This window comes from Bacillus sp. OTU2372, assembly GCF_038440275.1.
GTDB classification, from domain to species: domain Bacteria; phylum Bacillota; class Bacilli; order Bacillales; family Cytobacillaceae; genus Neobacillus; species Neobacillus bataviensis_B.
In genome coordinates, this window is sequence record NZ_JASATK010000013.1 from 20916 (window position 1) to 45078 (window position 24163).

22 protein-coding genes and 4 tRNA genes are annotated in these 24163 nt (G+C 39.7%); 25 read left to right on the forward strand and 1 reads right to left on the reverse strand.

The window, feature by feature from the left end:
- Positions 1 to 13: 13 nt before the first annotated feature.
- Complete coding sequence (yyaC, locus tag AAHB15_RS18900) at positions 14 to 628, reverse strand: spore protease YyaC (protein ID WP_342043078.1); 615 nt, start codon at positions 626 to 628, stop codon at positions 14 to 16.
- A gap of 198 nt (positions 629 to 826) precedes the next feature.
- Between yyaC and AAHB15_RS18905 the strand changes: the two genes are divergently transcribed.
- From AAHB15_RS18905 to rlmH, 25 genes are all read left to right on the forward strand, one after another.
- Positions 827 to 1711 (forward strand): mechanosensitive ion channel family protein, encoded by an 885-nt coding sequence (locus tag AAHB15_RS18905; protein WP_098530217.1) that lies wholly within the window; start codon positions 827 to 829, stop codon positions 1709 to 1711.
- Between the two features lie 13 nt (positions 1712 to 1724).
- Positions 1725 to 1922, forward strand: coding sequence for a DUF951 domain-containing protein (locus AAHB15_RS18910; protein ID WP_098530218.1), 198 nt, complete (start codon positions 1725 to 1727; stop codon positions 1920 to 1922).
- Between the two features lie 77 nt (positions 1923 to 1999).
- The gene (locus AAHB15_RS18915) at positions 2000 to 4012 is read left to right on the forward strand and encodes a molybdopterin-dependent oxidoreductase (protein WP_342043079.1); all 2013 of its coding nucleotides are present in this window, start codon (positions 2000 to 2002) and stop codon (positions 4010 to 4012) included.
- Positions 4013 to 4127: 115 nt separating this feature from the next.
- Positions 4128 to 5228, forward strand: coding sequence for a redox-regulated ATPase YchF (gene ychF / locus AAHB15_RS18920; protein ID WP_144566169.1), 1101 nt, complete (start codon positions 4128 to 4130; stop codon positions 5226 to 5228).
- A gap of 185 nt (positions 5229 to 5413) precedes the next feature.
- Entirely contained in the window at positions 5414 to 5701 is a 288-nt protein-coding gene (gene rpsF, locus AAHB15_RS18925) for a 30S ribosomal protein S6 (protein WP_098530221.1), read from the forward strand.
- A 68-nt stretch (positions 5702 to 5769) separates the two neighbouring features.
- Positions 5770 to 6291, forward strand: coding sequence for a single-stranded DNA-binding protein (gene ssb / locus AAHB15_RS18930; RefSeq protein ID WP_144566168.1), 522 nt, complete (start codon positions 5770 to 5772; stop codon positions 6289 to 6291).
- Positions 6292 to 6341: 50 nt separating this feature from the next.
- A complete protein-coding gene (gene rpsR / locus AAHB15_RS18935; RefSeq protein ID WP_007088219.1) occupies positions 6342 to 6581 on the forward strand; it encodes a 30S ribosomal protein S18 in 240 nt (79 codons plus the stop codon).
- 198 nt (positions 6582 to 6779) lie between these two features.
- The gene (locus AAHB15_RS18940; RefSeq protein WP_335573329.1) at positions 6780 to 7724 is read left to right on the forward strand and encodes a YybS family protein; all 945 of its coding nucleotides are present in this window, start codon (positions 6780 to 6782) and stop codon (positions 7722 to 7724) included.
- 21 nt (positions 7725 to 7745) lie between these two features.
- Positions 7746 to 9719 (forward strand): DHH family phosphoesterase, encoded by a 1974-nt coding sequence (locus AAHB15_RS18945; RefSeq protein WP_335573328.1) that lies wholly within the window; start codon positions 7746 to 7748, stop codon positions 9717 to 9719.
- On the forward strand, positions 9716 to 10165 hold the full coding sequence (rplI, locus tag AAHB15_RS18950; RefSeq protein WP_098530225.1) for a 50S ribosomal protein L9: 450 nt from the start codon (positions 9716 to 9718) through the stop codon (positions 10163 to 10165). Before AAHB15_RS18945 ends, rplI begins: the two co-directional genes overlap by 4 nt.
- Positions 10166 to 10324: 159 nt before the next feature.
- Positions 10325 to 11677 (forward strand): replicative DNA helicase, encoded by a 1353-nt coding sequence (gene dnaB, locus AAHB15_RS18955; RefSeq protein WP_098530226.1) that lies wholly within the window; start codon positions 10325 to 10327, stop codon positions 11675 to 11677.
- Between the two features lie 182 nt (positions 11678 to 11859).
- Positions 11860 to 13152: an adenylosuccinate synthase gene (locus tag AAHB15_RS18960; protein WP_342043080.1), complete on the forward strand. Its 1293-nt coding sequence runs from the start codon at positions 11860 to 11862 to the stop codon at positions 13150 to 13152.
- 236 nt (positions 13153 to 13388) lie between these two features.
- Positions 13389 to 13464: transfer RNA gene (locus tag AAHB15_RS18965), tRNA-Lys, on the forward strand.
- 35 nt (positions 13465 to 13499) lie between these two features.
- Positions 13500 to 13571, forward strand: a tRNA-Glu gene (locus tag AAHB15_RS18970).
- A gap of 63 nt (positions 13572 to 13634) precedes the next feature.
- Positions 13635 to 13711, forward strand: a tRNA-Asp gene (locus AAHB15_RS18975).
- A gap of 5 nt (positions 13712 to 13716) precedes the next feature.
- Positions 13717 to 13789: transfer RNA gene (locus AAHB15_RS18980), tRNA-Phe, on the forward strand.
- 393 nt (positions 13790 to 14182) lie between these two features.
- Positions 14183 to 15631, forward strand: coding sequence for a peptidoglycan DD-metalloendopeptidase family protein (locus tag AAHB15_RS18985; protein ID WP_335573326.1), 1449 nt, complete (start codon positions 14183 to 14185; stop codon positions 15629 to 15631).
- Positions 15632 to 16019: 388 nt separating this feature from the next.
- Positions 16020 to 16730, forward strand: a complete 711-nt coding sequence (gene yycF, locus AAHB15_RS18990) for a response regulator YycF (protein ID WP_335573325.1) — start codon at positions 16020 to 16022, stop codon at positions 16728 to 16730.
- 7 nt (positions 16731 to 16737) lie between these two features.
- Complete coding sequence (gene walK, locus AAHB15_RS18995; protein WP_335573324.1) at positions 16738 to 18570, forward strand: cell wall metabolism sensor histidine kinase WalK; 1833 nt, start codon at positions 16738 to 16740, stop codon at positions 18568 to 18570.
- A complete protein-coding gene (locus AAHB15_RS19000; RefSeq protein ID WP_335573323.1) occupies positions 18567 to 19892 on the forward strand; it encodes a YycH family regulatory protein in 1326 nt (441 codons plus the stop codon). Before walK ends, AAHB15_RS19000 begins: the two co-directional genes overlap by 4 nt.
- On the forward strand, positions 19879 to 20676 hold the full coding sequence (locus tag AAHB15_RS19005) for a two-component system regulatory protein YycI (RefSeq protein ID WP_144566160.1): 798 nt from the start codon (positions 19879 to 19881) through the stop codon (positions 20674 to 20676). The genes AAHB15_RS19000 and AAHB15_RS19005 overlap by 14 nt, the downstream gene beginning before the upstream one ends.
- A gap of 6 nt (positions 20677 to 20682) precedes the next feature.
- The gene (locus AAHB15_RS19010) at positions 20683 to 21477 is read left to right on the forward strand and encodes an MBL fold metallo-hydrolase (protein WP_335573322.1); all 795 of its coding nucleotides are present in this window, start codon (positions 20683 to 20685) and stop codon (positions 21475 to 21477) included.
- Between the two features lie 257 nt (positions 21478 to 21734).
- Positions 21735 to 22970 (forward strand): S1C family serine protease, encoded by a 1236-nt coding sequence (locus tag AAHB15_RS19015; RefSeq protein WP_342043081.1) that lies wholly within the window; start codon positions 21735 to 21737, stop codon positions 22968 to 22970.
- A gap of 135 nt (positions 22971 to 23105) precedes the next feature.
- Positions 23106 to 23264 carry a CxxH/CxxC protein gene (locus AAHB15_RS19020; RefSeq protein WP_144566157.1) on the forward strand — a complete coding sequence of 53 codons (159 nt, stop codon included), beginning with the start codon at positions 23106 to 23108 and terminating at the stop codon, positions 23262 to 23264.
- Positions 23265 to 23365: 101 nt separating this feature from the next.
- On the forward strand, positions 23366 to 23845 hold the full coding sequence (rlmH, locus tag AAHB15_RS19025; RefSeq protein ID WP_335573319.1) for a 23S rRNA (pseudouridine(1915)-N(3))-methyltransferase RlmH: 480 nt from the start codon (positions 23366 to 23368) through the stop codon (positions 23843 to 23845).
- The last annotated feature ends 318 nt before the right edge of the window (positions 23846 to 24163 follow it).

Sequence of the window (24163 nt, forward strand, 5' to 3'; positions counted from 1 at the left end):
CTTGATTGCTCTTTTAATTTGTTTTTTCCTCTTCTGTCCAATTTAATTCAGCCCAGTTTTGCTTTGGGTAATGCTCGCTTGCTTGAACTATTCCAGACGCAATGGTTTTGGCCATTCTCATTACAAGATTTAACCTCGTATTTTGTAAAACAAAGAACTCCATAAAACCGCTGACGTTGACGATGCCGGTGATATGAATATCTCCTACAGCGGGCAGTTCCTTGTTTACCCCTGCTCCTGGTTTGACAGGTCCGTTTCCAACTTGGATTACACCGACACTTTTTATCCGCCCTAAGCAGGCATCAATCCCGATTATGTATGGATTGGCATGAGTGGTGTTTATTTCTCTCAGCTTATCAGCAAGATTCACAGCATGGATAGGCTCATCTAAAGTTCCATAGACGTAAAATGATTGGAGATCTTTCTCCTCAAGGATGCTCCCAACTAGCGGCCCTAATGAGTCCCCTGTGGAGCGGTCCGTCCCAATACATACAAATACAATTGGACGTCTAGTTACACTAGGGATGTTCAGGAGTAATTCACGAGCAAGCTGTTCAGCCGCGTTAGAATCATCATGAATGATACTTACCTTGCTCCTCCTGTCAAAAAAGCTAGTCTTCAAATTCATTCCGTCCACTCCCTGGCACGTATTTATCCTATTCTTTAAACGGTGCATGCTTTGGCTGCTTCTACTTTTTATTCAGTATACGGAAAATTTTGAAAATCTATACATCGTGGTGGTAAAAAATGAAAATTCATAATGCTATTATCTAAATCGAATTATTGTTAAAATAAAATGGGTAAAAAGGGTTTAGGAAGGTGACTCATGAGTATTACACAAAGAGGAATACAAAAGCTTATCGATAAATATCAAAATGAAGATACATGGTTGAATATAGGCGAAGGCTTGCTTAAAATAATTGTAATCATGTTGATTGCTAATATACTAATCCGAATTGGCAAATTGGCAATTCATAATATTTTTAAAATTAGAAACCTCTCCCCATTGAACACATCAGAACGCAGGGAAGCTACACTATCTAAGCTGCTTGATAATATTCTGACATACGTCGTTTATTTTATTGCCTTTATGATGATCCTCTCGGTGCTGGGAATCGATGTGAAGGCGTTAATTGCCGGTGCTGGAGTAGTTGGCTTAGCTGTTGGATTTGGTGCACAGAGTTTGGTGAAGGATGTGATCTCCGGCTTTTTCATTATTTTTGAAGATCAATTTTCTGTTGGCGACCATGTTCGAATCGGACAGTTTGAAGGCAATGTCCAAGCGATTGGATTAAGAACGACAAAATTAAAAAGCTGGACCGGAGAAGTTCATATTTTACCTAATGGAAACATTATGGAAGTAACAAACTTTTCAATTAATAACAGTTTAGCGATAATAGATGTAGGAATCGCTTATGAAGAGGATCTAGATAAGGCTGAAATGGTTATTAGGGAACTACTTCAAAAAATGCCGGAAAGATATGAAGAATTAGTTAGGGAACCTGATTTTCTAGGTATTCAAAACTTTAGTCCTTCTGAAGTGACATTGAGAATTGTTGCAGAAACACTGCCAATGCAGCATGCAGCTGTAGCAAGGAAAATGCGTAAAGATATTAAACTCTCTTTAGATGAGCATGGAATTGAAATCCCATATCCACGAATGGTTATGTATTCGAAGGATAATGGTAACATAAAAGAACCAAGTGTATAAGGGGGATAAACAGATGGAGGAAAAAGAATTTGCCCTGAACGACGTTGTTGAAATGAAGAAACAACATCCATGCGGAACCAATCGCTGGAAGATTATTCGGATGGGAATGGATGTCCGGATTAAATGTGAGGGTTGCGGTCATAGTGTTTTGATCCCAAGAAGAGAATTTTCAAGGAAAATGAAAAAGATTTTAGTCAAGCATGAAGGGTAATTTTTCATGCTTCTTTTTTTATTCAGCTCTATTTTGGTAGTTAATAAATGAGAAATGGTAAGACGGGGGTGGAATTGATGGCAGAATTACGTAAAGCTGCGTGTCCATTAAATTGTTGGGATAGCTGCGGCTTTCATGTAACGATCGACGATAGCAAAGTTGTCAAAGTGGAGGGTGACGAGACACATCCGATCACTAGAGGTAAAATTTGCGGGCGCGGCCGGATGCTGGAAAAGAGAACCAATTCTGAGCAGCGTCTATTATACCCGTTAAAAAAGATAAACGGGGAATTTGTACAAATTTCTTGGGATCAGGCACTTGATGAAATAGCAGTGAAGTTACGCAAAATAAAACAAACGTTTGGGACAACTGCTGTACTGCATAGCCATGACTATGCCAATAATGGAATCTTAAAAAATCTAGACCAGCGCTTTTTTAATTGTTATGGCGGGGTAACGCAAGTTTATGGATCTCTCTGCTGGGGAGCAGGAATTGAAGCCCAAAAGTGGGATTTTGGCAATGCCTTCAGCCATGAACCCGATGATATAGTTAATAGCAAAAACATAATTATTTGGGGACGAAATGTTGCCAGAACCAATATGCATTTATATGAAAGATTGCTAGAGGCAAAGAAACAAGGGATTAAGGTTTTTGTGATTGACCCGCTCTATAATGCCACTGCCAAGCAAGCAGATCAATTTATAACCGTAAAACCGGGGATGGATGGATTATTGGCAGCAGGAATGATGAAGGAAATTCTCCGGCTTGGCTTAGAGGACCGGGATTTTATTGAGCAATTCACACATGGATTCGCAGACTTAGTGAGCCTGCTTGATAGTATTACCTTAGAAAAGATCAGTGAAATGACGGAAGTTTCATCTAAGGTTATCACCCAATTAGCTCTTGTGTATAGTGACAGACCAACCGCCACTTATATGGGCTTAGGAATGCAGCGGTATGAAAATGGCGGAAATACCATTCGTTTGATTGATGCTCTTGCAGCTATTAGTGGAAACATTGGCATTCCAGGAGGGGGAGCCAATTATGCCAATCTCCAGGTTGGTCAAAGTTTCGCCTTTAATGAGTTAACCCTCCCTCATCGTAAACAAGACAGCCGCCAATTTTCTATTATGAAACAGGCGGAAGAGACCTTAAAGGCTTCTGGCCCGGCTATCGAAATGATTGTGGTGACATGTGGAAATCCACTCACTCAGGTCCCGGATAGCGGTGTAGTTGAAAAGGCGTTCTCTTCCGTGCCAACTGTTGTGGTGTTAGAGCAATTTATGACGGATACGGCTTTATTAGCTGATTACGTTTTGCCGACGACAACAGCTTTTGAAGAAGAAGACTTTTATTATTCTTCTATGTATCATCATTATGTAAATTATGGTCCAAAACTTGTTTCAGCACCTGGTGAAGCGAAATCTGATTTGTGGATTTGGACACAGCTGGCAGCAAGACTTGGATTCGGTGCGGATTTTGCCTATACGCGAGATGAATGGTTAAGGATGACCCTAAAGCCGCTGGAAGATTCGGGCATCACTCTTGAAAAATTAAAAGAGCAGCACACGATGGAACTGCCAGTTGAAAAGGTGCCATGGCATAATCGGAAATTCCAAACCCCAACAGGAAAATTTGAATTCACTTCACTTTTGGGTCAGTCAAAGGGCAAGAACGGATTGTTAGCGTTAGCCGTTCCTGATGAATCAAAATGGAACAATCCTTTGCTTGCTGAAACCTATCCTTATCAACTGCTGACCATCCATCCATTGCGTTCGAACCATTCGCAGAATTATCATCTTTTAGGTGACAGCCTCAAGCTTAAAGTAGAGATTGCTCCTAATATTGCAGAAGATCAGGGACTTTTAAACGGTGATTATGTAAGGGTGTGGAATGACCGCGGTGAAGTGAGGGGATATATTTCAATATTGGTGAAGGCACATCCTAACACGATTAATATTGATGAAGGTATTTGGAAGAGATTTGGCGGCTCTGTTAATCAACTGACCTCAAGCCGGGAATCAGATAATGGCCTTGGCAGTACACTTTATGATTGTCTTGTAAACCTTGAAAGAATTGAAACTAACTAACTGACGTACAAAAGCGGCAGTTGTATTTTTTATGACAGTTGCCTTATAATTGTGAGAGGCTTTTTAATATAAAAGAACTTATTTTTATATAGATGATTATTAGGAGTGAACGTGAATGGCTTTAACAGCTGGTATTGTAGGTTTGCCGAACGTTGGTAAGTCGACATTATTTAACGCAATAACACAAGCAGGAGCGGAATCAGCGAATTACCCCTTCTGTACGATTGATCCGAATGTAGGGATTGTTGAAGTACCTGACCATCGCCTGCAAAAATTAACTGAACTTGTGCAGCCAAAAAAGACGGTCCCAACCGCATTTGAATTTACCGATATTGCCGGGATTGTTAAGGGTGCTAGTAAAGGTGAAGGACTCGGAAACAAGTTCCTTTCACATATTCGTCAAGTAGATGCGATTTGTCAGGTAGTCCGTTGTTTTGCCGATGAAAACATTACCCATGTATCAGGGAAGGTCGACCCAATTGATGACATCGAAACCATCAACCTTGAGTTGATTCTTGCTGATATGGAATCAGTGGAAAAGCGAATTAGCCGTGTAGAAAAATTGGCCAAGCAAAAAGATAAGGATGCAGCTGCTGAATTTGAGGTTCTTTCAATGCTGCGCGATGCTTTTGAAGCAGAGAAACCCGCTCGTACAGTTGATTTTACGGATGAACAAATGAAATTAGTAAAAGGACTCCATCTTTTAACGATTAAGCCTGTTCTGTATGTGGCTAATGTAAGTGAAGATGATATTGTGGATCCATCTGGTAATGAGTATGTTCAAAAAGTTCGCGAATTTGCTGCTGCTGATAATGCGGAAGTTATTGTAATTTGTGCAAAAATTGAAGAGGAAATTGCTGAACTTGAAGGCGAAGAAAAGGCGATGTTCCTTTCAGAACTAGGCATTGAGGAATCTGGTTTAGACCAATTAATTCGTGCTGCCTACAGCCTGCTTGGATTAGCTACTTACTTCACAGCGGGTGTACAAGAAGTCCGTGCCTGGACCTTCAGAAAAGGGATGAAGGCTCCACAATGTGCCGGTGTTATTCACTCTGATTTTGAACGCGGATTTATCCGTGCGGAAACTGTATCTTTTGATGACTTATTGGCTGCCGGCAGTCATAATGCGGCAAAGGAAGCAGGAAAGGTCCGCTTAGAAGGTAAGGAGTATGAAGTTAAAGACGGCGATGTCATCCATTTCCGTTTTAACGTATAGTATTGACGAGGCTCTGCTTGAATGTGGAGCCTCTTTTTTTAAGCTTTTCTATGAATTAAAAATGGCAGAACGGTGAAGGACATTGCATTTTAATTTCTTCTGTGCTATAATTTCAACTTGTGAGTAATTAAATAATTGCTCCTTGCCCATTATTGGGCCGTTTAGACCAAAAGGAGGTGACTGTGATGAATAAGTACGAAATCATGTACATCATCCGCCCAAATATTGAAGATGAAGCAAAGAAGGCTCTTGTTGAGCGTTTTAACACAATTCTTCTTGAAAACGGTGCGGAAACTGCTGAAACAAAAGATTGGGGTAAGCGCCGTCTAGCATACGAAATCAACGATTTCCGTGACGGATACTACGAAATCGCTAAAACTACATCTTCAGCTGCTGCAGTACAAGAGTTTTCTCGTCTTGCAAAGATCAGCGAAGATATCATTCGCCATATCGTAATTAAAGAAGAAGCTTAAGAATTATATATATCTTGGTAAAATGTTTCGTGTGGAACATTTTACCAAAAGAAAAGGAGTTGATTCTGATGATGAATCGTGTCGTTCTTGTTGGTCGTTTAACAAAAGATCCTGATTTGCGTTATACGCCAAATGGGGTTCCTGTTGCTACTTTTACTTTAGCTGTTAATCGCCCATTTTCTAGTCAGTCAGGTGAGCGTGAAGCAGACTTTATTAACTGTGTTGTTTGGCGTAAACCTGCTGAGAATGTGGCAAACTTCCTAAAAAAAGGCAGCCTTGCAGGTGTTGATGGCCGTATTCAAACGCGCAACTATGAAGGACAAGATGGTAAACGTGTTTACGTTACAGAGGTTCAAGCGGAAAGTGTTCAATTTCTGGAGCCTAAGTCGTCTTCTGGTGGTGGCGGTAGAAGCAACAACGATTATTATGGTGCTCCTCCTATGGAACCACAACAAGGTAATTCATATGGCAGCGGCAATCAGAATCAACGTCCAAACCAAAATCAAAACAAAGGGTTTACCCGCATGGATGAAGATCCATTTGCAGGAACTGGTCAGATTGACATCTCTGATGACGATCTTCCATTCTAAAAGTAACCTTTTGAACGTTATCATATAAAAAAATAAAGGAGGGAATTTTCATGGCAGGAGGACGTAAAGGCGGTCGCGCAAAGCGTCGTAAAGTGTGCTATTTCACAGCAAATGGTATCACTCGCATCGATTACAAAGATGTAGATTTACTTAAAAAATTCATCTCTGAGCGTGGAAAAATTTTACCACGTCGTGTAACTGGTACTAGCGCTAAATACCAACGTAAACTAACAGTTGCAATCAAACGTGCACGTCAAATGGCATTACTACCATTCGTAGCTGGTGAATAAATAAAGCGTAAGCGCCTTGAACAGGGAAAAAAGTAGTTCATTTTTTCCTAGGGGCTGAAGCTAGAGTGCGATCTTATTGCATCTCGAAAAAAGACAGTAAGGACATCCTTACTGTCTTTTTCTTTTATCAAAAGTTGTATCAAAACAAGTAAGTGGCTAAAATAAAGAAATAGATGTAATTATTTATGAGGTGTTGAAGTGAAAAATGTCCGTAATTTAACGGAAGGTGCTATTCTCTTAGCCGCCTTAACCGTCTTTTTATTAATAACAATCTACATACCACCCTTAAGTGTAATCAGTGTCTTTATCCTGCCACTGCCATTTATTATGTTTTCGGCGAAAAATAACCTGAAATATATTGCTGTCTTTTTTATCGCGGCTATTATTATCTCGTTTATCTCTAGTTCCTTACAAGGTCTGGGGTTAATGGCCCTATTTGGTACTGCTGGTGTTGTTATGGGCTATATAACGCAAAAAACAAAAAGCCGGTCAGCTGTACTAATAGGAGGTACACTTACCTTTATTATTGGTTTGATCATTTTTTATGCCGTGCTTGTTACGGTTATGAATATTAATTTTATTCATGAGCTAAATACAATGTTAGAACAATCCATGAAACAATCACAAGCAATGCTGCAGGCATTAGGAAAAGAAGACCAAGTCAAGCTTTTGCAGGAGCAAAATGCCAATTTAATTAAAAATATCAAGGCATTGGCGCCGGGTTATTTAATAACGGTGGCGATTGTGTATGCTTTTATTACGCAGTGGATTTGTTTCCCGATTGCCAAAAGGTTTGGTATTCCTGCTCCTTCGTGGGGTAAATTTAGGAATCTTATGCTTCCTAAAAGTCTTCTATGGTATTACTTAGCCGCATTAGGAGGCTACTTATTATTTCACCCTCAAGAGGGTACATATTTATATCTAGTCATCGTTAATGCCAGATTTATTTTAGAATGGTTTATATTTTTACAGGGATTAGCTTGTTTATTTTATATTTTTTATCAGCGTTCGTTTGGAAAAGGCTTTGCAATCTTCATTGTAATTCTATCTTTCATCATTCCGATTGTTCATTATATAATAATGATATTAGGGATTACTGATTTAGGTTTTGATTTTAGAAAACGATTTGCCAAAAAAGAGTAAAACGTCAAGGAGCTGAAGACTTTGCCTGCATTTTTTGAAAAGCGGTCAATTCGTTACCCTTTTTATGGGCTTATTGGCGTTACTGTGATTCTGCTTATCATCCTGCTTTTATATAATTGGATTTTAAGCGTTGCTGGGTTTTTATTAATGTTAGTGCCCCTCTACTATATGTTAGTCATTGACCGCAGAGAGCGAAAAGAGATGGAAAAATATATTTCCACTCTGTCCTATCGAGTGAAAAAGGTTGGCGAAGAAGCCCTGATGGAAATGCCAATCGGGATTATGCTTATCAATGAGGAATATTACATCGAGTGGACAAATCCTTATCTTTCCTCGTGCTTTGATGAGGTTACATTAGTAGGCAGATCACTTTATGATGTTGCAGATGCGTTGATTCCTTTAATTAAACAAGAGGTAGAAACAGAGATTTTTACCCTTCATGAACGAAAATTCCGTGTTGTCCATAAACGTCAAGAACGGCTGTTATATTTCTTTGATGTAACGGAGCAAACGGAGATCGAGAAAAGGTATCAGGATGATCGGACGGTTATTTCAACAATTTTTCTTGATAATTATGATGATCTTACACAGGGTATGGATGACCAAATGCGCGGCAGCATTAATAATTTAGTTACGTCAATATTAAATAAATGGGCCCAGGATAATGGTATTTATTTAAAAAGGGTTTCATCCGAACGTTTTATTGCGGTTTTTAGTGAGAGAATTCTTCGTATTCTTGAAAAGGGCAAGTTCACGATCCTCGATGAAGTGAGGGAAATGACCTCAAAGCAAAATGTCACCTTTACATTAAGTATCGGTGTCGGCACAGGAGTATCCTCCCTTCCTGAACTAGGCGCAATGGCTCAATCCAGCCTTGATTTAGCCCTAGGCAGAGGCGGCGATCAAGTGGCCATTAAACTGCCAAGCGGCAAGGTGAAATTTTATGGGGGTAAAACGAACCCTGTTGAGAAACGGACAAGAGTGAGAGCAAGAGTTATCTCCCATGCCATTAGGGATTTAATTATGGCCAGTGATAAAGTCATCATCATGGGTCATAAGAACCCTGATATGGATTCGATTGGTTCAAGTATTGGTATTTATAAAGTAGCTCAAATGAACCAGAAGGAAGCATATATCGTTGTAAACATGCAAGAAATGGAAAGTGGAGTAAAAAGGTTAATGGAAGAAATACGCCACAAAGAAGAATTATATTCTTACTTCATTGATCCTGAACTTGCATTAGAAATTGCTACAGAAAAAACATTGCTTGTCATTGTCGATACCCATAAGCCTTCTATGGTGATAGAGGAACGGTTATTAAATAAAATTGATCATAAGGTGGTCATTGACCATCACCGCCGCGGAGAAGAATTTATTGCGAACCCTCTGCTTGTATATATGGAACCATATGCCTCCTCAACAGCAGAGCTTGTGACGGAATTTTTGGAATATCAGCCAAAACGGAGTAAAATTGAAATGATAGAGGCGACCGCTCTCTTAGCAGGAATTATTGTCGATACAAAAAGCTTCACACTAAGAACCGGCTCAAGGACGTTCGATGCCGCTTCTTATCTGCGGGCACATGGAGCTGATACGATTCTTGTTCAAAAGCTTTTGAAAGAAGACGTCGATACATATATACGACGATCGAAGTTAATTGAATCGGTGGCCTTTTACCGTGATGGGATTGCCATTGCTAAAGGCTCAGAACAAGACCTGTATGACCAGGTAATCATTGCACAGGCTGCAGATACCTTATTAGCTATGGATGGGGTACTCGGATCCTTTGTAATAGCGAAACGGGACGAAGGCGTGATTGCTATCAGTGCCAGGTCGCTTGGAAATATCAATGTGCAGGTGATTATGGAGAGCCTCAAGGGCGGAGGTCATTTAACAAATGCAGCTACCCAGCTGACTGGGCTGACGATTGAAGAAACAGAGGCCCAATTAAAGCTGGCGATTGATGATTATTTTGAAGGAGTGAAAAAAGAATGAAAGTCATTTTTTTAAAGGATGTTAAAGGTAAAGGTAAAAAAGGAGAAGTTAAAAATGTTGCGGATGGCTACGCACATAACTTTTTAATTAAACAGGGCCTGGCCATTGAGGCAAATAATGCTAATATTAGTTCTCTTGATGCTCAAAAGAAAAAGGAAGAAAAGGCTGCCGCCCAAGAGCTTGCTGAGGCTAAAAAGCTGAAGGAAGTTTTAGATAAGACGACTGTTGAACTGACAGCCAAGGCTGGTGAAGGCGGCAGACTGTTTGGTTCCATTACCACCAAGCAGGTTGCGGAAGAATTACAAAAGAAACATGGCATTAAAATTGATAAACGTAAAATGGAATTAGATGATGCGATTCGGACATTAGGACATACAAAGGTGCCAGTAAAGCTTCACCATGAAGTAACAGCGACGTTAACGGTTTCAGTATCAGAAATAAAATAAGGTGAAAATTTGCCAGTACGAAAGTACCAATAAACATGTTAAGATAAGAAGTAGCAATTCTCTTGTGATCGGTTATGACTGGTCACTTTTTTCTTTTAGAGATATGATAATTTTAATATAGTTTTTAATTATCCTTCTAAGCTAGGAGGTTTTTGATAGATGAATGATGTATTAGCGGATCGTATGCCGCCGCAAAATATCGAGGCGGAGCAAGCTGTTCTAGGGGCTATCTTTTTAGAGCCTTCTGCGCTGACGCTGGCTTCAGAAATATTAATACCTGAGGACTTTTACCGTGCTTCCCACCAAAAAATCTTTAATGTTATGCTGGATTTAAATGATCAAGGGAAAGCCGTTGACCTTGTGACGGTTACAGAGGAACTTGCAGCTGCCAAATTGATTGAAGATATAGGCGGTGTTAGTTACTTAAGTGATTTGTCCGGTTCTGTACCGACGGCTGCTAACATAGAGTATTATGCTAGAATTGTAGAAGAGAAGTCCCTGCTTAGAAGACTAATCCGGACAGCTACGAATATTGCTTCTGATGGATATTCCCGTGAAGACGAAGTAGAAGCTCTTTTAAGTGAAGCGGAAAAAAGCATTATGGAAGTGGCCCAGAGAAAGAATGCGGGGGCATTCCATAATATTAAAGATGTTCTTGTCCGAACATATGATAATATCGAGGAAATGCATAACCGTGTGGGGGATATTACCGGGATTTCAACGGGCTTTGCTGAGCTCGACAGAATGACAGCAGGATTCCAACGCAATGATTTAATCATTGTGGGTGCCCGTCCTTCCGTAGGTAAAACAGCCTTTGCCTTGAATATTGCCGCAAATGTGGCGACAAAGACAGGTGAAAATGTAGCCATCTTCAGTCTTGAGATGGGGGCTGAACAGCTGGTTATGCGTATGCTTTGTTCGGAAGGAAATATTGATGCGCAAAGACTTCGTACCGGTTCCTTAACAGATGATGACTGGGGCAAGTTAACAATGGCAATGGGCAGTCTCTCCAACTCTGGTATATTTATCGATGATACTCCGGGAGTTAGAATCAGTGATATTCGTTCAAAATGCCGCCGTCTTCAGCAGGAGCACGGCCTCGGTATGATTTTAATTGACTACTTGCAGCTGATTTTAGGAAGCGGCAGATCGGGTGAAAACCGTCAGCAGGAAGTATCAGAGATTTCCCGTTCACTAAAGCAATTAGCCCGTGAACTTAAAGTCCCTGTTATTGCACTTTCGCAGCTTTCCCGTGGCGTTGAGCAGCGTCAGGATAAGCGACCGATGATGTCCGATATCCGTGAATCTGGTAGTATTGAGCAGGACGCTGATATCGTGGCGTTCTTATATCGTGATGACTACTATGATAAGGAATCCGAGAATAAAAATATTATTGAAATCATTATTGCCAAACAGCGTAATGGCCCAACAGGAACCGTTGCATTAGCTTTTGTGAAGGAATATAATAAATTCGTAAACCTAGAGACGCGTTATGAGCCTCCAGGTGCGTAGTTTTTTTATAAAGGATTAGCCTATTTGGCTGATCCTTTTATAATTTTCATATATTAATATATTTACGAACGTATTTTTCTAGTGTTATAGGAAATGTTCGTGTTTTGTTGACTTTACTCTGCTAAAATTGATAAACTATGTGTAGGTTTAAATAAGAAGCAGAAATTTCGGAGGTGCCATTCATGTCATCAGTAGTGGTTGTTGGAACACAATGGGGAGACGAAGGAAAAGGGAAAATTACCGATTTCCTTTCTGAGAATGCAGAAGTAATCGCACGTTATCAAGGTGGAAACAATGCTGGACACACCATCAAATTTAACGGTGAAACCTACAAGTTACATTTAATACCATCTGGGATTTTTAATAAAGAAAAAATTAGTGTAATCGGTAATGGAATGGTTGTTGATCCAAAGGCGCTTGTAGCAGAACTTGCATATTTACATGAAAAGGGTGTGACAACGGATAATCTTCGGATTAGTAACCGTGCCCATGTTATTCTTCCTTATCACATAAAATTAGATGAAGTAGAAGAATTACGTAAAGGTGCAAATAAAATCGGTACAACCAAAAAGGGTATTGGCCCAGCCTATATGGATAAAGCTGCCCGTGTTGGGATTCGGATTGCTGATTTGCTCGATCGTGAAATTTTTGAAGAAAAGTTAGAACAAAATCTTGAAGAGAAAAATCGTTTATTTGAGCGAATTTATGAGACAGAAGGTTTTAAAAAAGAAGATATTCTAGATGAATACTATGAATATGGACAGCAAGTTAAAAAATATGTATGTGATACATCTGTTGTCTTAAATGATGCTCTAGATGAAGGCAAACGTGTGCTATTTGAAGGTGCCCAAGGGGTTATGCTTGATATTGACCAAGGTACATATCCATTCGTTACTTCTTCAAATCCTGTTGCAGGTGGAGTAACCATTGGGTCTGGTGTAGGTCCTTCTAAAATCACTCATGTTGTTGGTGTTTGTAAGGCCTATACTTCACGTGTAGGTGATGGCCCATTCCCAACTGAATTAAATAATGAAATTGGAAATCGGATTCGTGAAGTAGGCCGTGAGTACGGTACTACAACAGGCCGTCCGCGCCGTGTGGGCTGGTTTGATAGTGTCGTCGTGCGCCATGCCCGTCGTGTCAGCGGCTTAACCGATCTATCTCTAAATTCTATTGATGTGTTAACAGGGATTGAAACGTTAAAGATTTGTACGGCTTATCGCTATAAGGATGAAGTTATTACTGAATATCCAGCAAACTTAAGGATTCTTTCACAATGTGAACCAATTTATGAGGAGCTACCTGGCTGGACCGAGGATATTACCGGCGTTAAATCTTTGGATGAGCTTCCTCTTAACGCTCGCCATTATGTAGAACGTGTAACCCAGTTGACAGGTGTGCCATTGACAACATTCTCTGTCGGCCCAGATCGCACCCAAACAAATGTTGTCCGCAGCCCTTGGAGACAAATATAAAAGCGAAAGCGTCTTGCACAGGGGCGACCATAAGGCGAGCCTTCTTGACGGCTTGGCTATAGACCTTCTAGCCCCTAGACGCTGTAGCTAGATAGTTATCAAAAGTAAAAACAATACATTCTTCTTTAACGAGGAGCCCTCTATTATGAGGGCTCCAAACTTTTTTAAAAAACTTTTAAAAAAGTATTGCACTAGTTATAACATCCATGCTATTATAAAAAGCGTCGTCACAGTACGAGCCATTAGCTCAGTTGGTAGAGCATCTGACTTTTAATCAGAGGGTCGAAGGTTCGAGTCCTTCATGGCTCACCAAAGTTTTTTGCTTAGCAAAATAACTTTCTATATATGGCCCCTTGGTCAAGCGGTTAAGACACCTCCCTTTCACGGAGGTAACACGGGTTCGAGTCCCGTAGGGGTCATGGCTTTTGATTGTCAGCAAAAGGCTGGCAAGGACGGTTTCCTTGCTGACGATCAATTAATTTGGTCTGGTAGTTCAGTTGGTTAGAATGCCTGCCTGTCACGCAGGAGGTCGCGGGTTCGAGTCCCGTCCAGACCGCCACTGTTGGCTCAGTAGCTCAGTCGGTAGAGCAAAGGACTGAAAATCCTTGTGTCGGCGGTTCGATTCCGTCCTGAGCCATAAAAAAGAAGCTGCATATGCAAGCTTCTTTTTTGTTTTTATTCAACTATTCTGTAATAATCTTCCCTCCTTTTTGCCATAATGCTACATCCCAACTCCTCCATATAGAAAATACCAAACCTGTTAATCTTGTCCTATTAAAATTTTGCATAATAAGGGTTTTTCTCCTATTCCGGATGAAATTCGACAAATACATTATGAAAATAGGACTAGTAATATGTCGGCAAAATGTGAAAAATGTCAGCGGTTATACATTTATGTTACATTCCGAAGACTATGAATCTACTTAAATAAAACTATGTTAAAGTAGTAATGGTCAAAAATATGGGAAAATTCTTTACTAGACATACATAAACGACTGATAAGGGTTTTACCGTGGTTTAGGAGGAGAAAATGTTATTTTCGAATAAAGGAACTAAAACAAATAAATTTTTATTGCTAAAAACAACGGTCATTACTGCTATGGCTGCTTCAGTTATTGCTTTTAGTAATGGTCCTATTGCATTTGCTTTATCATCAAACTCTACTAAAATCTATCATGTATATCTAAATGGGACCTATGTAGGTAATGTTACCGATAAGAATGTAGTGAATAAACTAATCGCCGAGAAAGTAGACACCGCGAGGAAATCGTTTACAAACGTTGACTTGAAGATTGAGCCGCAAGTTCAATACATACCGGAACAGGTCATTAACTCAACAGCTAATAATCAGGAAACCGTTAGTCACTTTAATAATATCTTTCGGCTGGAGGCTGAATCTTCAGCGATTATGATCGATGGAACACCGGTGGTTTACCTGGATAATAAAGATTCTGCTGAGGAAGTAATAAGAAAACTCAAGCTGCAATATGTATCAGAACCTCAACTGGATGAACTCGAGGCAAGGAGCAAACAAAAAGATGTAGTTCTGCCCCCTCTTCAAGAAAATGAAACTCGTTTATTAGACGTCCGCTTATCAAAGGACGTATCAGTTGAAGAAAAAAATATTACACCAGAAAAAATTATGACCGCTGATGATGCACTAACTTTTTTACAAAAGGGCACTTTAGAAGAAAAGAAATATGCAGTTGCATCGGGCGACGCTCTCGAAACCATTGCACATAAGCATGGCTTAAAAGTGGGAGATCTAATCGCATTAAATCCTGGTTTAACAGCGGGCAGCCTCTTAAAGGTTGGTGAGGAACTAAATGTTACAGAGCTTAAACCGTTTATTGAAGTGATTATTGATAAAGAGGTCAGTCAAAAGGAAGTCATTCCATTTGCTAACCAAGTTGTTGAGGATGCCTCTTTACCAAAGGGGGAAACAAAGGAAAAGCAACCTGGGCAGAATGGATCTCGTTTGGTTACCTATCAAATTTCCGAACAAAACGGTGTAGCTGTAAAAAAAGAGCAGTCCAATGAGCAAAATGTTGTACAGCCTGTTAATCATATTGTGGTAAAAGGAACGAAAGTAATCCCTTCGCGCGGTGAGGGCAGCTTTGCATGGCCGACTGTCGGTGGTTATGTATCTAGCAAGCAGGGGATGCGCTGGGGTAAATTGCATAAAGGCATAGATATCGCTAGACCTAGTAATAAAACGATAAAGGCTGCTGACAATGGTGTGGTGGTTTTTGCCGGCTGGAGTAATGGTTACGGGAATAAAATTATTATTGACCATCACAACGGTTTCCAAACTCTTTACGGTCACATGTCTTCCTTAAATGTCAAAGCAGGCCAAACGGTGTCAAAAGGCACTGCTATCGGGATTATGGGAGCAACTGGTGACGCCACCGGAGTTCATCTTCATTTTGAAGTATATAAAAACGGGAGTCTGGTCAACCCGCTATCTTATTTACATTAATGGTAAGAGTCTCTAGTTCATCTAGAGGCTCTTCTATTTTACTTTGAATAATGTCCAGCGCCTAGGGGCTCGGGTCATAAGCCACCCCGTCAAGAAGGCTAAAGAGCAGCCTTCTCGCCGGTTCGTCTTATGCCTTTCGCCCCTGGTCAAGGCGCTTCTGCTTTTCCTTATTTGCCAATTGCTACTTATAGATGAATTTCTACTTATAAAATGGTAAAGTAAAATAGAATAGGTATGACTTCTAGAAACTCATTGGTAAAGGAACGGAGCGTCGCGAAAGCAAATTGTTTTACCAATCTGAGCAAAATATAAAATTTTTCACTTTTCACTGGTTAAGCTTGAGCTTGCTCACACCGCCTTATTCAATTGAATAAAAAGGAGTAATTATATGGAAAAGAAAATACTTGTTGTAGATGATGAAAAACCGATTGCAGATATTTTACAATTTAACTTAAAAAAAGAGGGCTATGTTGTATATTGTGCTTATGATGGCAATGAGGCCATTCAGTTGGTCGAAGAAGTTCAGCCTGATTTGATCCTCTTAGATATTATGCTTCCGTTACGTGACGGAATGGAGGTATGTCGTGAAGTTCGTAAAAAATATGAAATGCCCATTATCATGCTGACAGCTAAGGATTCAGAAATTGATAAAGTCCTTGGTCTAGAACTGGGTGCAGATGATTATGTTACAAAGCCTTTTAGTACCAGGGAATTAATTGCACGTGTAAAAGCAAATTTACGCCGTCATAATCAAATTTTAGCGCAGCCAGATGCTGAAAATGAGACGAATGAAATTGAGATTGGTTCACTTATCATTCATCCGGATGCCTATGTGGTTTCAAAACGGGGCGAGACCATTGAGCTGACACATCGCGAATTTGAATTGCTATATTACCTAGCCCAGCATATTGGTCAAGTCATGACTAGAGAACATTTACTGCAAACGGTATGGGGGTATGACTATTATGGTGATGTACGGACTGTCGATGTAACCGTAAGGCGTTTACGTGAAAAAATTGAGGATAGCCCAAGCCATCCAACATGGATTGTCACTCGTCGCGGGGTTGGCTACTATTTGCGCAATCCTGAACAGGAGTAATTAATTAATGAAAAAGGTTGGTTTCTTTCGCTCTATACATGTAAAGTTTGTTCTCATCTACGTCCTTCTTATTTTAGTAGCGATGCAAATTATCGGTGTTTATTTTGTCAAACAACTTGAACAAACATTGCGGACAAACTTTCAAACTTCGATTAAACAGCGGGTGGATCTACTAGCTTATAATGTGGTCGAGGAAATGGAAAAAGAAAGAAAGGCAGAAGACCCAACACTTGAGGAAGATTTGAAGAAAATTCTTAAGGACTTTGATGTTGGTGATAATGATATCACGGAGGTTCAAGTGATTGAGAATCGGTCCTTAAAAATACTTGGTACCTCTCAATCCAGTAATCAGGGACTTGTTGGTCAAAGGACAACCGTACTTCAAGTAAAACAATCAATGGTTTTGGAAGAAGATCAAAGTTCCATCAAGATTGAACAGAAAACTGGACATCGAATCTGGGTCCTCTCAACGCCTATTAAATCTGGTAAAAAGGTAATTGGTGCCATTTACCTTGTTGCAAAGATTGAAAATGTGTTTGAACAAATGAAAACTATTAATAATATATTTGCTACGGGTACTGCAATTGCCTTATCAATAACGGCTTTATTGGGGATTTTATTAGCCCAAACGATTACACGGCCAATAGCAGATATGAAAAAACAAGCACTTGCAATGGCCAAAGGAAACTTCTCCCGTAAGGTAAAGGTGTATGGTCAAGATGAAATAGGTACGCTCGCCATGACCTTTAACCACTTGACGAAAAAATTACAGGAAGCCCAGGCGGGGACAGAAGGGGAACGAAGAAAGCTGTCATCCGTTCTGTCTTATATGACAGATGGGGTTATTGCAACTGACAGAAAAGGCCGTGTGATTTTAATTAATGATCCCGCAGCAGAAATGCTGAATGTTTCACGTGAAACAGTATTATCTCAGCCAATTGTTGAGTTATTAGACTTGGATGATACAAATACTTTTGAAGATCTTCTTGAAGAAAAAGATTCGTTAATTTTAGACTACAGTACAAAAGCGGAGCGCTATATACTAAGGGCTAATTTTTCTGTGATTCAAAAGGAGACAGGTTTTGTTAATGGTTTGATTGCTGTTTTACATGATATCACGGAGCAAGAAAAGATTGACGCAGAAAGAAGAGAATTCGTGGCCAATGTATCACATGAGTTAAGGACACCTCTCACCACGATGCGCAGTTATTTAGAGGCACTTGCAGATGGTGCATGGCAAGATTCCGAAATAGCTCCTAACTTCTTAGAGGTAACAAGGACCGAAACGGAAAGAATGATCCGTCTTGTCAATGACCTGCTCCAATTATCAAAAATGGATAGCACTGATTACAAGCTGACAAAGGAATGGGTAAACTTTGTTGACTTCTACAATAACATTATTGATCGGCTTGAAATGTCTAAGGAGCAGAACGTAACCTTTAAACGTAAGCTTCCGAAGCAGGCGATCTTTGTGGAAGTAGATGAGGATAAAATGACCCAGGTCTTATACAATATTATCTCTAACGCCTTAAAGTATTCTCCTGAGGGCGGACAGGTTACTTTTTCGATAAAGGAAAAAGAAGATAAGATTATTGTCAGTGTATCGGACCAAGGGGTAGGAATTCCGAAAGAGAATATTGGGAAAATCTTTGATCGTTTTTACCGGGTCGATAAGGCAAGAACCCGTAAATTGGGTGGTACAGGTTTGGGACTTGCGATTGCTCAAGAAATGGTTAAGGCTCATGGCGGATCGATTTGGGCAACAAGTGAGGAAGGAAAAGGAACAAAGATATCCTTTTCCCTGCCGTATGAGCGTTCTGAAGAGGATGAATGGTCATGAGATACGAAAATATAAAATCAGGAATTTTAACAATTTTAGTCTTGGTGAGTCTTCTGCTAACTTGGAATCTTTGGACCTACCAGCCCAACTATGACAAATTAGAAAAAAGTAAAACTTTGGAAGAGGTAACAGTTGATAAAAAACAAGATGTGACAAAAATAGTAAGACCAGATCAGGTATTATTTCATGTAAAAGGACAACATTACGGGACTAGTAACCCTGATGAATTGGATAAGTTGATTAAGGAAGTAAGCAGCTGGACCATTTCAGATGTAAAAAACTATACCGAAAAGGCTGGTAATATGGACAGTTTTATCCATGGCAGCGGCAATGCTGAACTAGTCTTCCCTAGTGATGTTCCGATTGAGTTATATCTTAGTGTTTTAAATATTGAAGGGAAGAAAATTCCACCCTTCAATTTTAATCGTATTATTATAAATGTTAACGATTTGGAAAAAGGCAATGGCAGTGTTTATTTTGCCTCCACTGAAACGGGACAGGTTTATATAAGTCATATTTCATCCGCCAATTTAAACGAATTTAATCGGGATTACTATAAAAATGCTGATCAATATCCAAAGTTTTTTGCTTATAAGGTATCTGATAAACGTACGTTTTATCTGCCAGAGGCTAAAACAAAAATGACAACCTACAAGTATTTACCTGTAACGCTTAATTCCGATGAATTTAAAGATGCACTTTTTGACGATCCAAGTTTTGTTCAAAGAAGTTCTATTCCCCATGGGGAGGAATTTACGAATGATTCTAGTAAAATGACGGTTAACTATGACAGTAATATTTTGCAATATATCAATCCGACACCAGAAGACAGCTTTGTGGATAGTTCATACGATTTGGTCAAAAGAAGTATTGATTTTGTCAATGAACATGGAGGCTGGACAGATTCGTTTCGCTATGTTTCTAAAAGTGAGTCCAAACGCTCGGTTACTTTCCGTTTATATAGTACGGATGGTTATCCGATTTTTAATGATAATGGATTATCCGAAATTACCGAGGAATGGGGACATGACGAGATTAATAAATATGTCCGCCCGAATATTACCTTAGATCTTCCATTAATAACAGAAATGCAAACTGTTACCCCTCCATCAGGACATGAAATCTTGGCGGTTTTACAAAGTAATAAGAACTTTAAGCCGGAGCTTCTCGAAGAACTTGTCCTTGGCTATCAAATGGTAAGGAGTTCGGATGAGAATAAACTGATTCTCTTAGAACCTGCCTGGTTTTATCGGTATAACAAATCCTGGGGTCAAATTATGCTGAGTGACCTGGGAGGAGGTTCTGCGGATGGATTGGAGTAAAATTAAAACGATTTTTATCATTACCTTTTTAATTTTAGATGTGTATCTCTTATTTCAATTCATGAAAATGCGGGATGCTAATAATTACGAAGTGATAACGCCAACTTCCTTTGAAGATAAATTGAAGGCGGATGAGATTACGTATGTTGAGCTTCCAAAGGCCCCCATTAAAGATCAGTATCTTAGTGCTAAACCTAAGACATTTACAAAAGGGGATATGGCAAAATTGAAAGGACAAAAGGCCGTGTCAATGGAACCTACCTCTACTCTCGTTGTCATGCTTGATAAACCGATTCAGTTAAGCTCTAAGTTTGAACCTGCTGACCTTGCTTCTTTTATTAAAGCAGGAATACTGTATGGTGAGCATTATCAATTCTGGGAGAAGGATGATAAGAAACATACGATCACCTATTTTCAGCAATACGAAAATTATCCGTTATACGAAAATATCAATGGTATGATTACGTTTAATGTAAATGAGGATAACCAGATTACCTCCTATCAGCAAACCTATTTAGAGGAAGTTGAAAAGTTGACGGCTAAGGAAGAGATCCTTCCGCCGTTAAAGGCAATTGAAACATTGCATCAAAAAGGCTTCTTAAAGCCAAATAGTAAAATTACGAAGATTGAACTTGGCTATTCAACGCTTATCCAACTGGCTGCATCCCAAGTATTAGCCCCAACATGGCGCTTTGTGGTAAATGATAAGGACAGCCTGTTTGTCAATGCGTTTGAAGGGCAGATTATTGAGTTTAATAGCGAGGAAAATAGTAAAGTGGAGTGAAAAAGTATGTCGTTACGATATAGCATTCTGGCAAGCGGAAGTACGGGGAACGCCTTGTATGTTGAGTCTGATGAACATTCCTTTCTAGTAGATGCCGGCTTCAGCGGAAAACAGATGGAGTCCCTTTTTGGACAGATTGACCGCGATATCAGCAAGCTTTCCGGCATCTTTGTCACTCATGAGCACAGTGACCATATCAAGGGAATTGGCGTTCTCGCCCGGAAATATCATTTGCCAGTCTATGCAAATGAAAAAACATGGCGTGCCATGGAAAGTTCAGTAGGCGTGATTCCTACAGAGCAAAAATTTGTTTTTAATATGGAAACCGTAAAGAGCTTTGGTTCGACAGACATTGAATCGTTTGGTGTGTCCCATGATGCAGCAGAACCAATGTTTTACGTGTTTCATCATTCAGGAAAAAAACTAGTGTTGATTACAGATACTGGCTATGTAAGTGACCGGATGAAAGGCACGATCTCAAATGCAGATGTGTACATCTTTGAATCGAATCATGATGTGCAGATGCTGCGGATGGGCAGATATCCATGGAATATTAAGCGCAGAATCTTAAGTGATGTCGGGCATGTTTCAAATGAAGATGCGGCACTTGCGATGAGTGACGTGGTGGGAGATCAGACAAAACGGGTCTATCTCGCACACTTAAGCCTTGATAATAATATGAAGGATTTAGCCAAAATGGCGGTTGCACAAACATTAGAAAGCCGCGGTTTAATTGTTGGTGAACAGTTTGACCTTTATGATACAGATCCAAAAATCCCGACAGTTTTAACAGCCGTATAATTTTTCAGATGGAGGTCATTTAGACCTCCATTTTTTTATCGTTTAGTAAATTTAAAAATTTTCGCTTGTGGATAACTGTTGATAAAAGGACTGTTGACGTCCAGCTCCAGCGCCTAGCTTGTCGGGGCTGTTCAAGGCGCTTGCGCTTTTGTTCATTAAGGGAAACGTTATCTTTAGTAATTTCGGGAAGATTGATTATAATGGATGGTAGGAGCCAAAATAGTAAATAACACTTTTCGAAGAAGGGAATGGTGTAAATGGGTTATTATGACGATCATACACAGGGACGCTACCGAGAGCAGCGAGGTAAAAGAGGCAGTGTATTTCTCGCCAGCCTGGCCGGTGCAATAATAGGCGCAATTATTGTGATCCTTGCCATCCCAACTCTAGCAAAGCAAGGAATATTGCCTTATAAACTAGCAACAGATCAAAATCAGGCAGTTGAAACGAATAATAATGATAATCAGCAGAATGTAGTCGAGAAGGTCTCATATGATGTAAATACAAATACAACAAAAGCGGTTGAAAAAACAGGTGCTGCAGTCGTTGGCATTAATAATATCCAATCATCAAGTTTTTGGTCTGATAATGGCGATTCGTCAGAAGAGGCTGCTGGGACCGGATCAGGAGTTATTTATAAAAAGGCAGGCAATAAAGCCTATGTGGTGACGAACCATCATGTTATAGAGGGTGCAACAAAACTTGAGGTAAGCTTGGATGATGGAACAAAGATTCCTGCTAAGCTGCTAGGCAGTGACGTTTGGACAGACTTAGCCGTGCTTGAGATCGGTTCAAGTAAGATTAAAAAAGTGGCGGAATTCGGTAATTCTGACAGTCTGAAGATGGGAGAACCAGTTATTGCAATTGGAAATCCGCTTGGGGCAACTTTTTCTGGTTCTGTAACGCAAGGAATTATTTCAGGTCTAAAAAGGACCATCCCTGTTGATATTAACCAGGATGGTGTGGTTGATTGGCAGTCTGAGGTATTACAAACGGATGCTGCAATTAACCCTGGTAACAGCGGCGGAGCGTTAATCAACATGGCGGGACAGGTCATCGGGATTAATTCAATGAAAATTTCTCAGGAGGCTGTTGAGGGGATTGGTCTCTCCATCCCGATTAATTCCGCTAAACCTATCATTGATGATCTTGAACAGTTTGGCGTTGTTAAACGTCCATATATGGGTGTGGATTTAAAGTCAGTGAGTGAAATTCCAGCGTATTATCAAGAGGAAGCACTAAAATTACCTCGTGATGTCAATTATGGTGTCGCCCTTCGTCAGGTAATGCCAAATTCACCAGCCTCCCAAGCAGGCTTACAAGAGCTGGATGTCATTGTTGAAATGGATGGGGAAAAAATAAACGATGTGATTGACCTTCGAAAACATTTATATCAGAAAAAGAAAATTGGCGAGAAACTAAAGGTTAAGTATTATCGTCAAGGAAAGTTAAAGGAGACTACTTTAACGCTGTCAGGCGAAAAACTTGAATAAGCTTTAATTTGGGAAAGTGAGTCATTCACTTTCCCATTAATATTTGTATGTTATGATGGATGAGGCCAAAAGTATGATAACCGTTGGAAAGGTAAATATAATCTTAATGAATTTGTTTGAAAGTGAGGAGTAAGAATGATTTATAGCTGTGAAGAGCATGTTGACATTGCATTAGATGATATTGTGGATAAGTATCAGACTTATCCAGTTTTATCACAAGTGTCTGTGGATAAATCAACTACTAGTTGTGAATATTGTGAAAAACAGGCTGTATATATGGTGGCGAACAAATGATTCCATACAAGATGTGGATAAAAAATGTGAATATGTGGATAACTTCTGTGGATATCTTGTTTGTAAGCTGTTTGTAATTAAGTTGAAAAGGGTTGTGGATTGTGAATATCTCGATCATAACGGTTGGTAAGTTAAAAGAGAAATATTTACGGCAGGGAATCGAGGAGTATTTAAAGAGATTAACTGCTTATGCAAAAGTGGAAATGGTGGAGGTTGCAGATGAAAAGGCTCCTGAGGAATTAAGTGAGCTTGAAATGCTGCAGGTGAAGCAAAAAGAAGGAGAACGGATTTTAGCGAAGATCAGCCAGGATACATATGTGATTGCATTAGCGATTCAGGGAAAACTTCAGTCATCTGAGGAGCTGGCTAAAAACTTAGATCAGTTAGCTACGTATGGAAAAAGTAAGATTGCATTTGTGATTGGAGGTTCGCTTGGTTTGAGTGATGAGGTAATCAAACGCTCAAATGAGCAGCTGTCCTTCTCACGAATGACCTTCCCTCATCAATTAATGAGGCTGATTCTAGTAGAACAGATTTATCGGGCGTTTAGGATTAATAGGAATGAACCGTATCATAAGTAAGCACAAAGTCAGTTTTAGGGGAAGCGTCAAAGACCAGTTCAAAGTTCTTGACGCTTCTTTCATCTGGTGAATTACCTTCAATTACGGTTATTTTATTATTGATAGTATGAAGCAAATCCTTTTGTTTATCAGCATCTACTTTAGGTAGTACCTTTGAGAATGTGCTTAAAATACTATGCACTTGCTCAAAAGAAACTTTCTTGATAGTAGGTTTGTTTAAATCATATTCTATTTGTTGCTTCTGTTCTAGAAGAGATTTTTTCTCACTATCTAAAGCTGTAGACCTTTGTCTAAGAATTGATGGAAAAAATGCTGAGC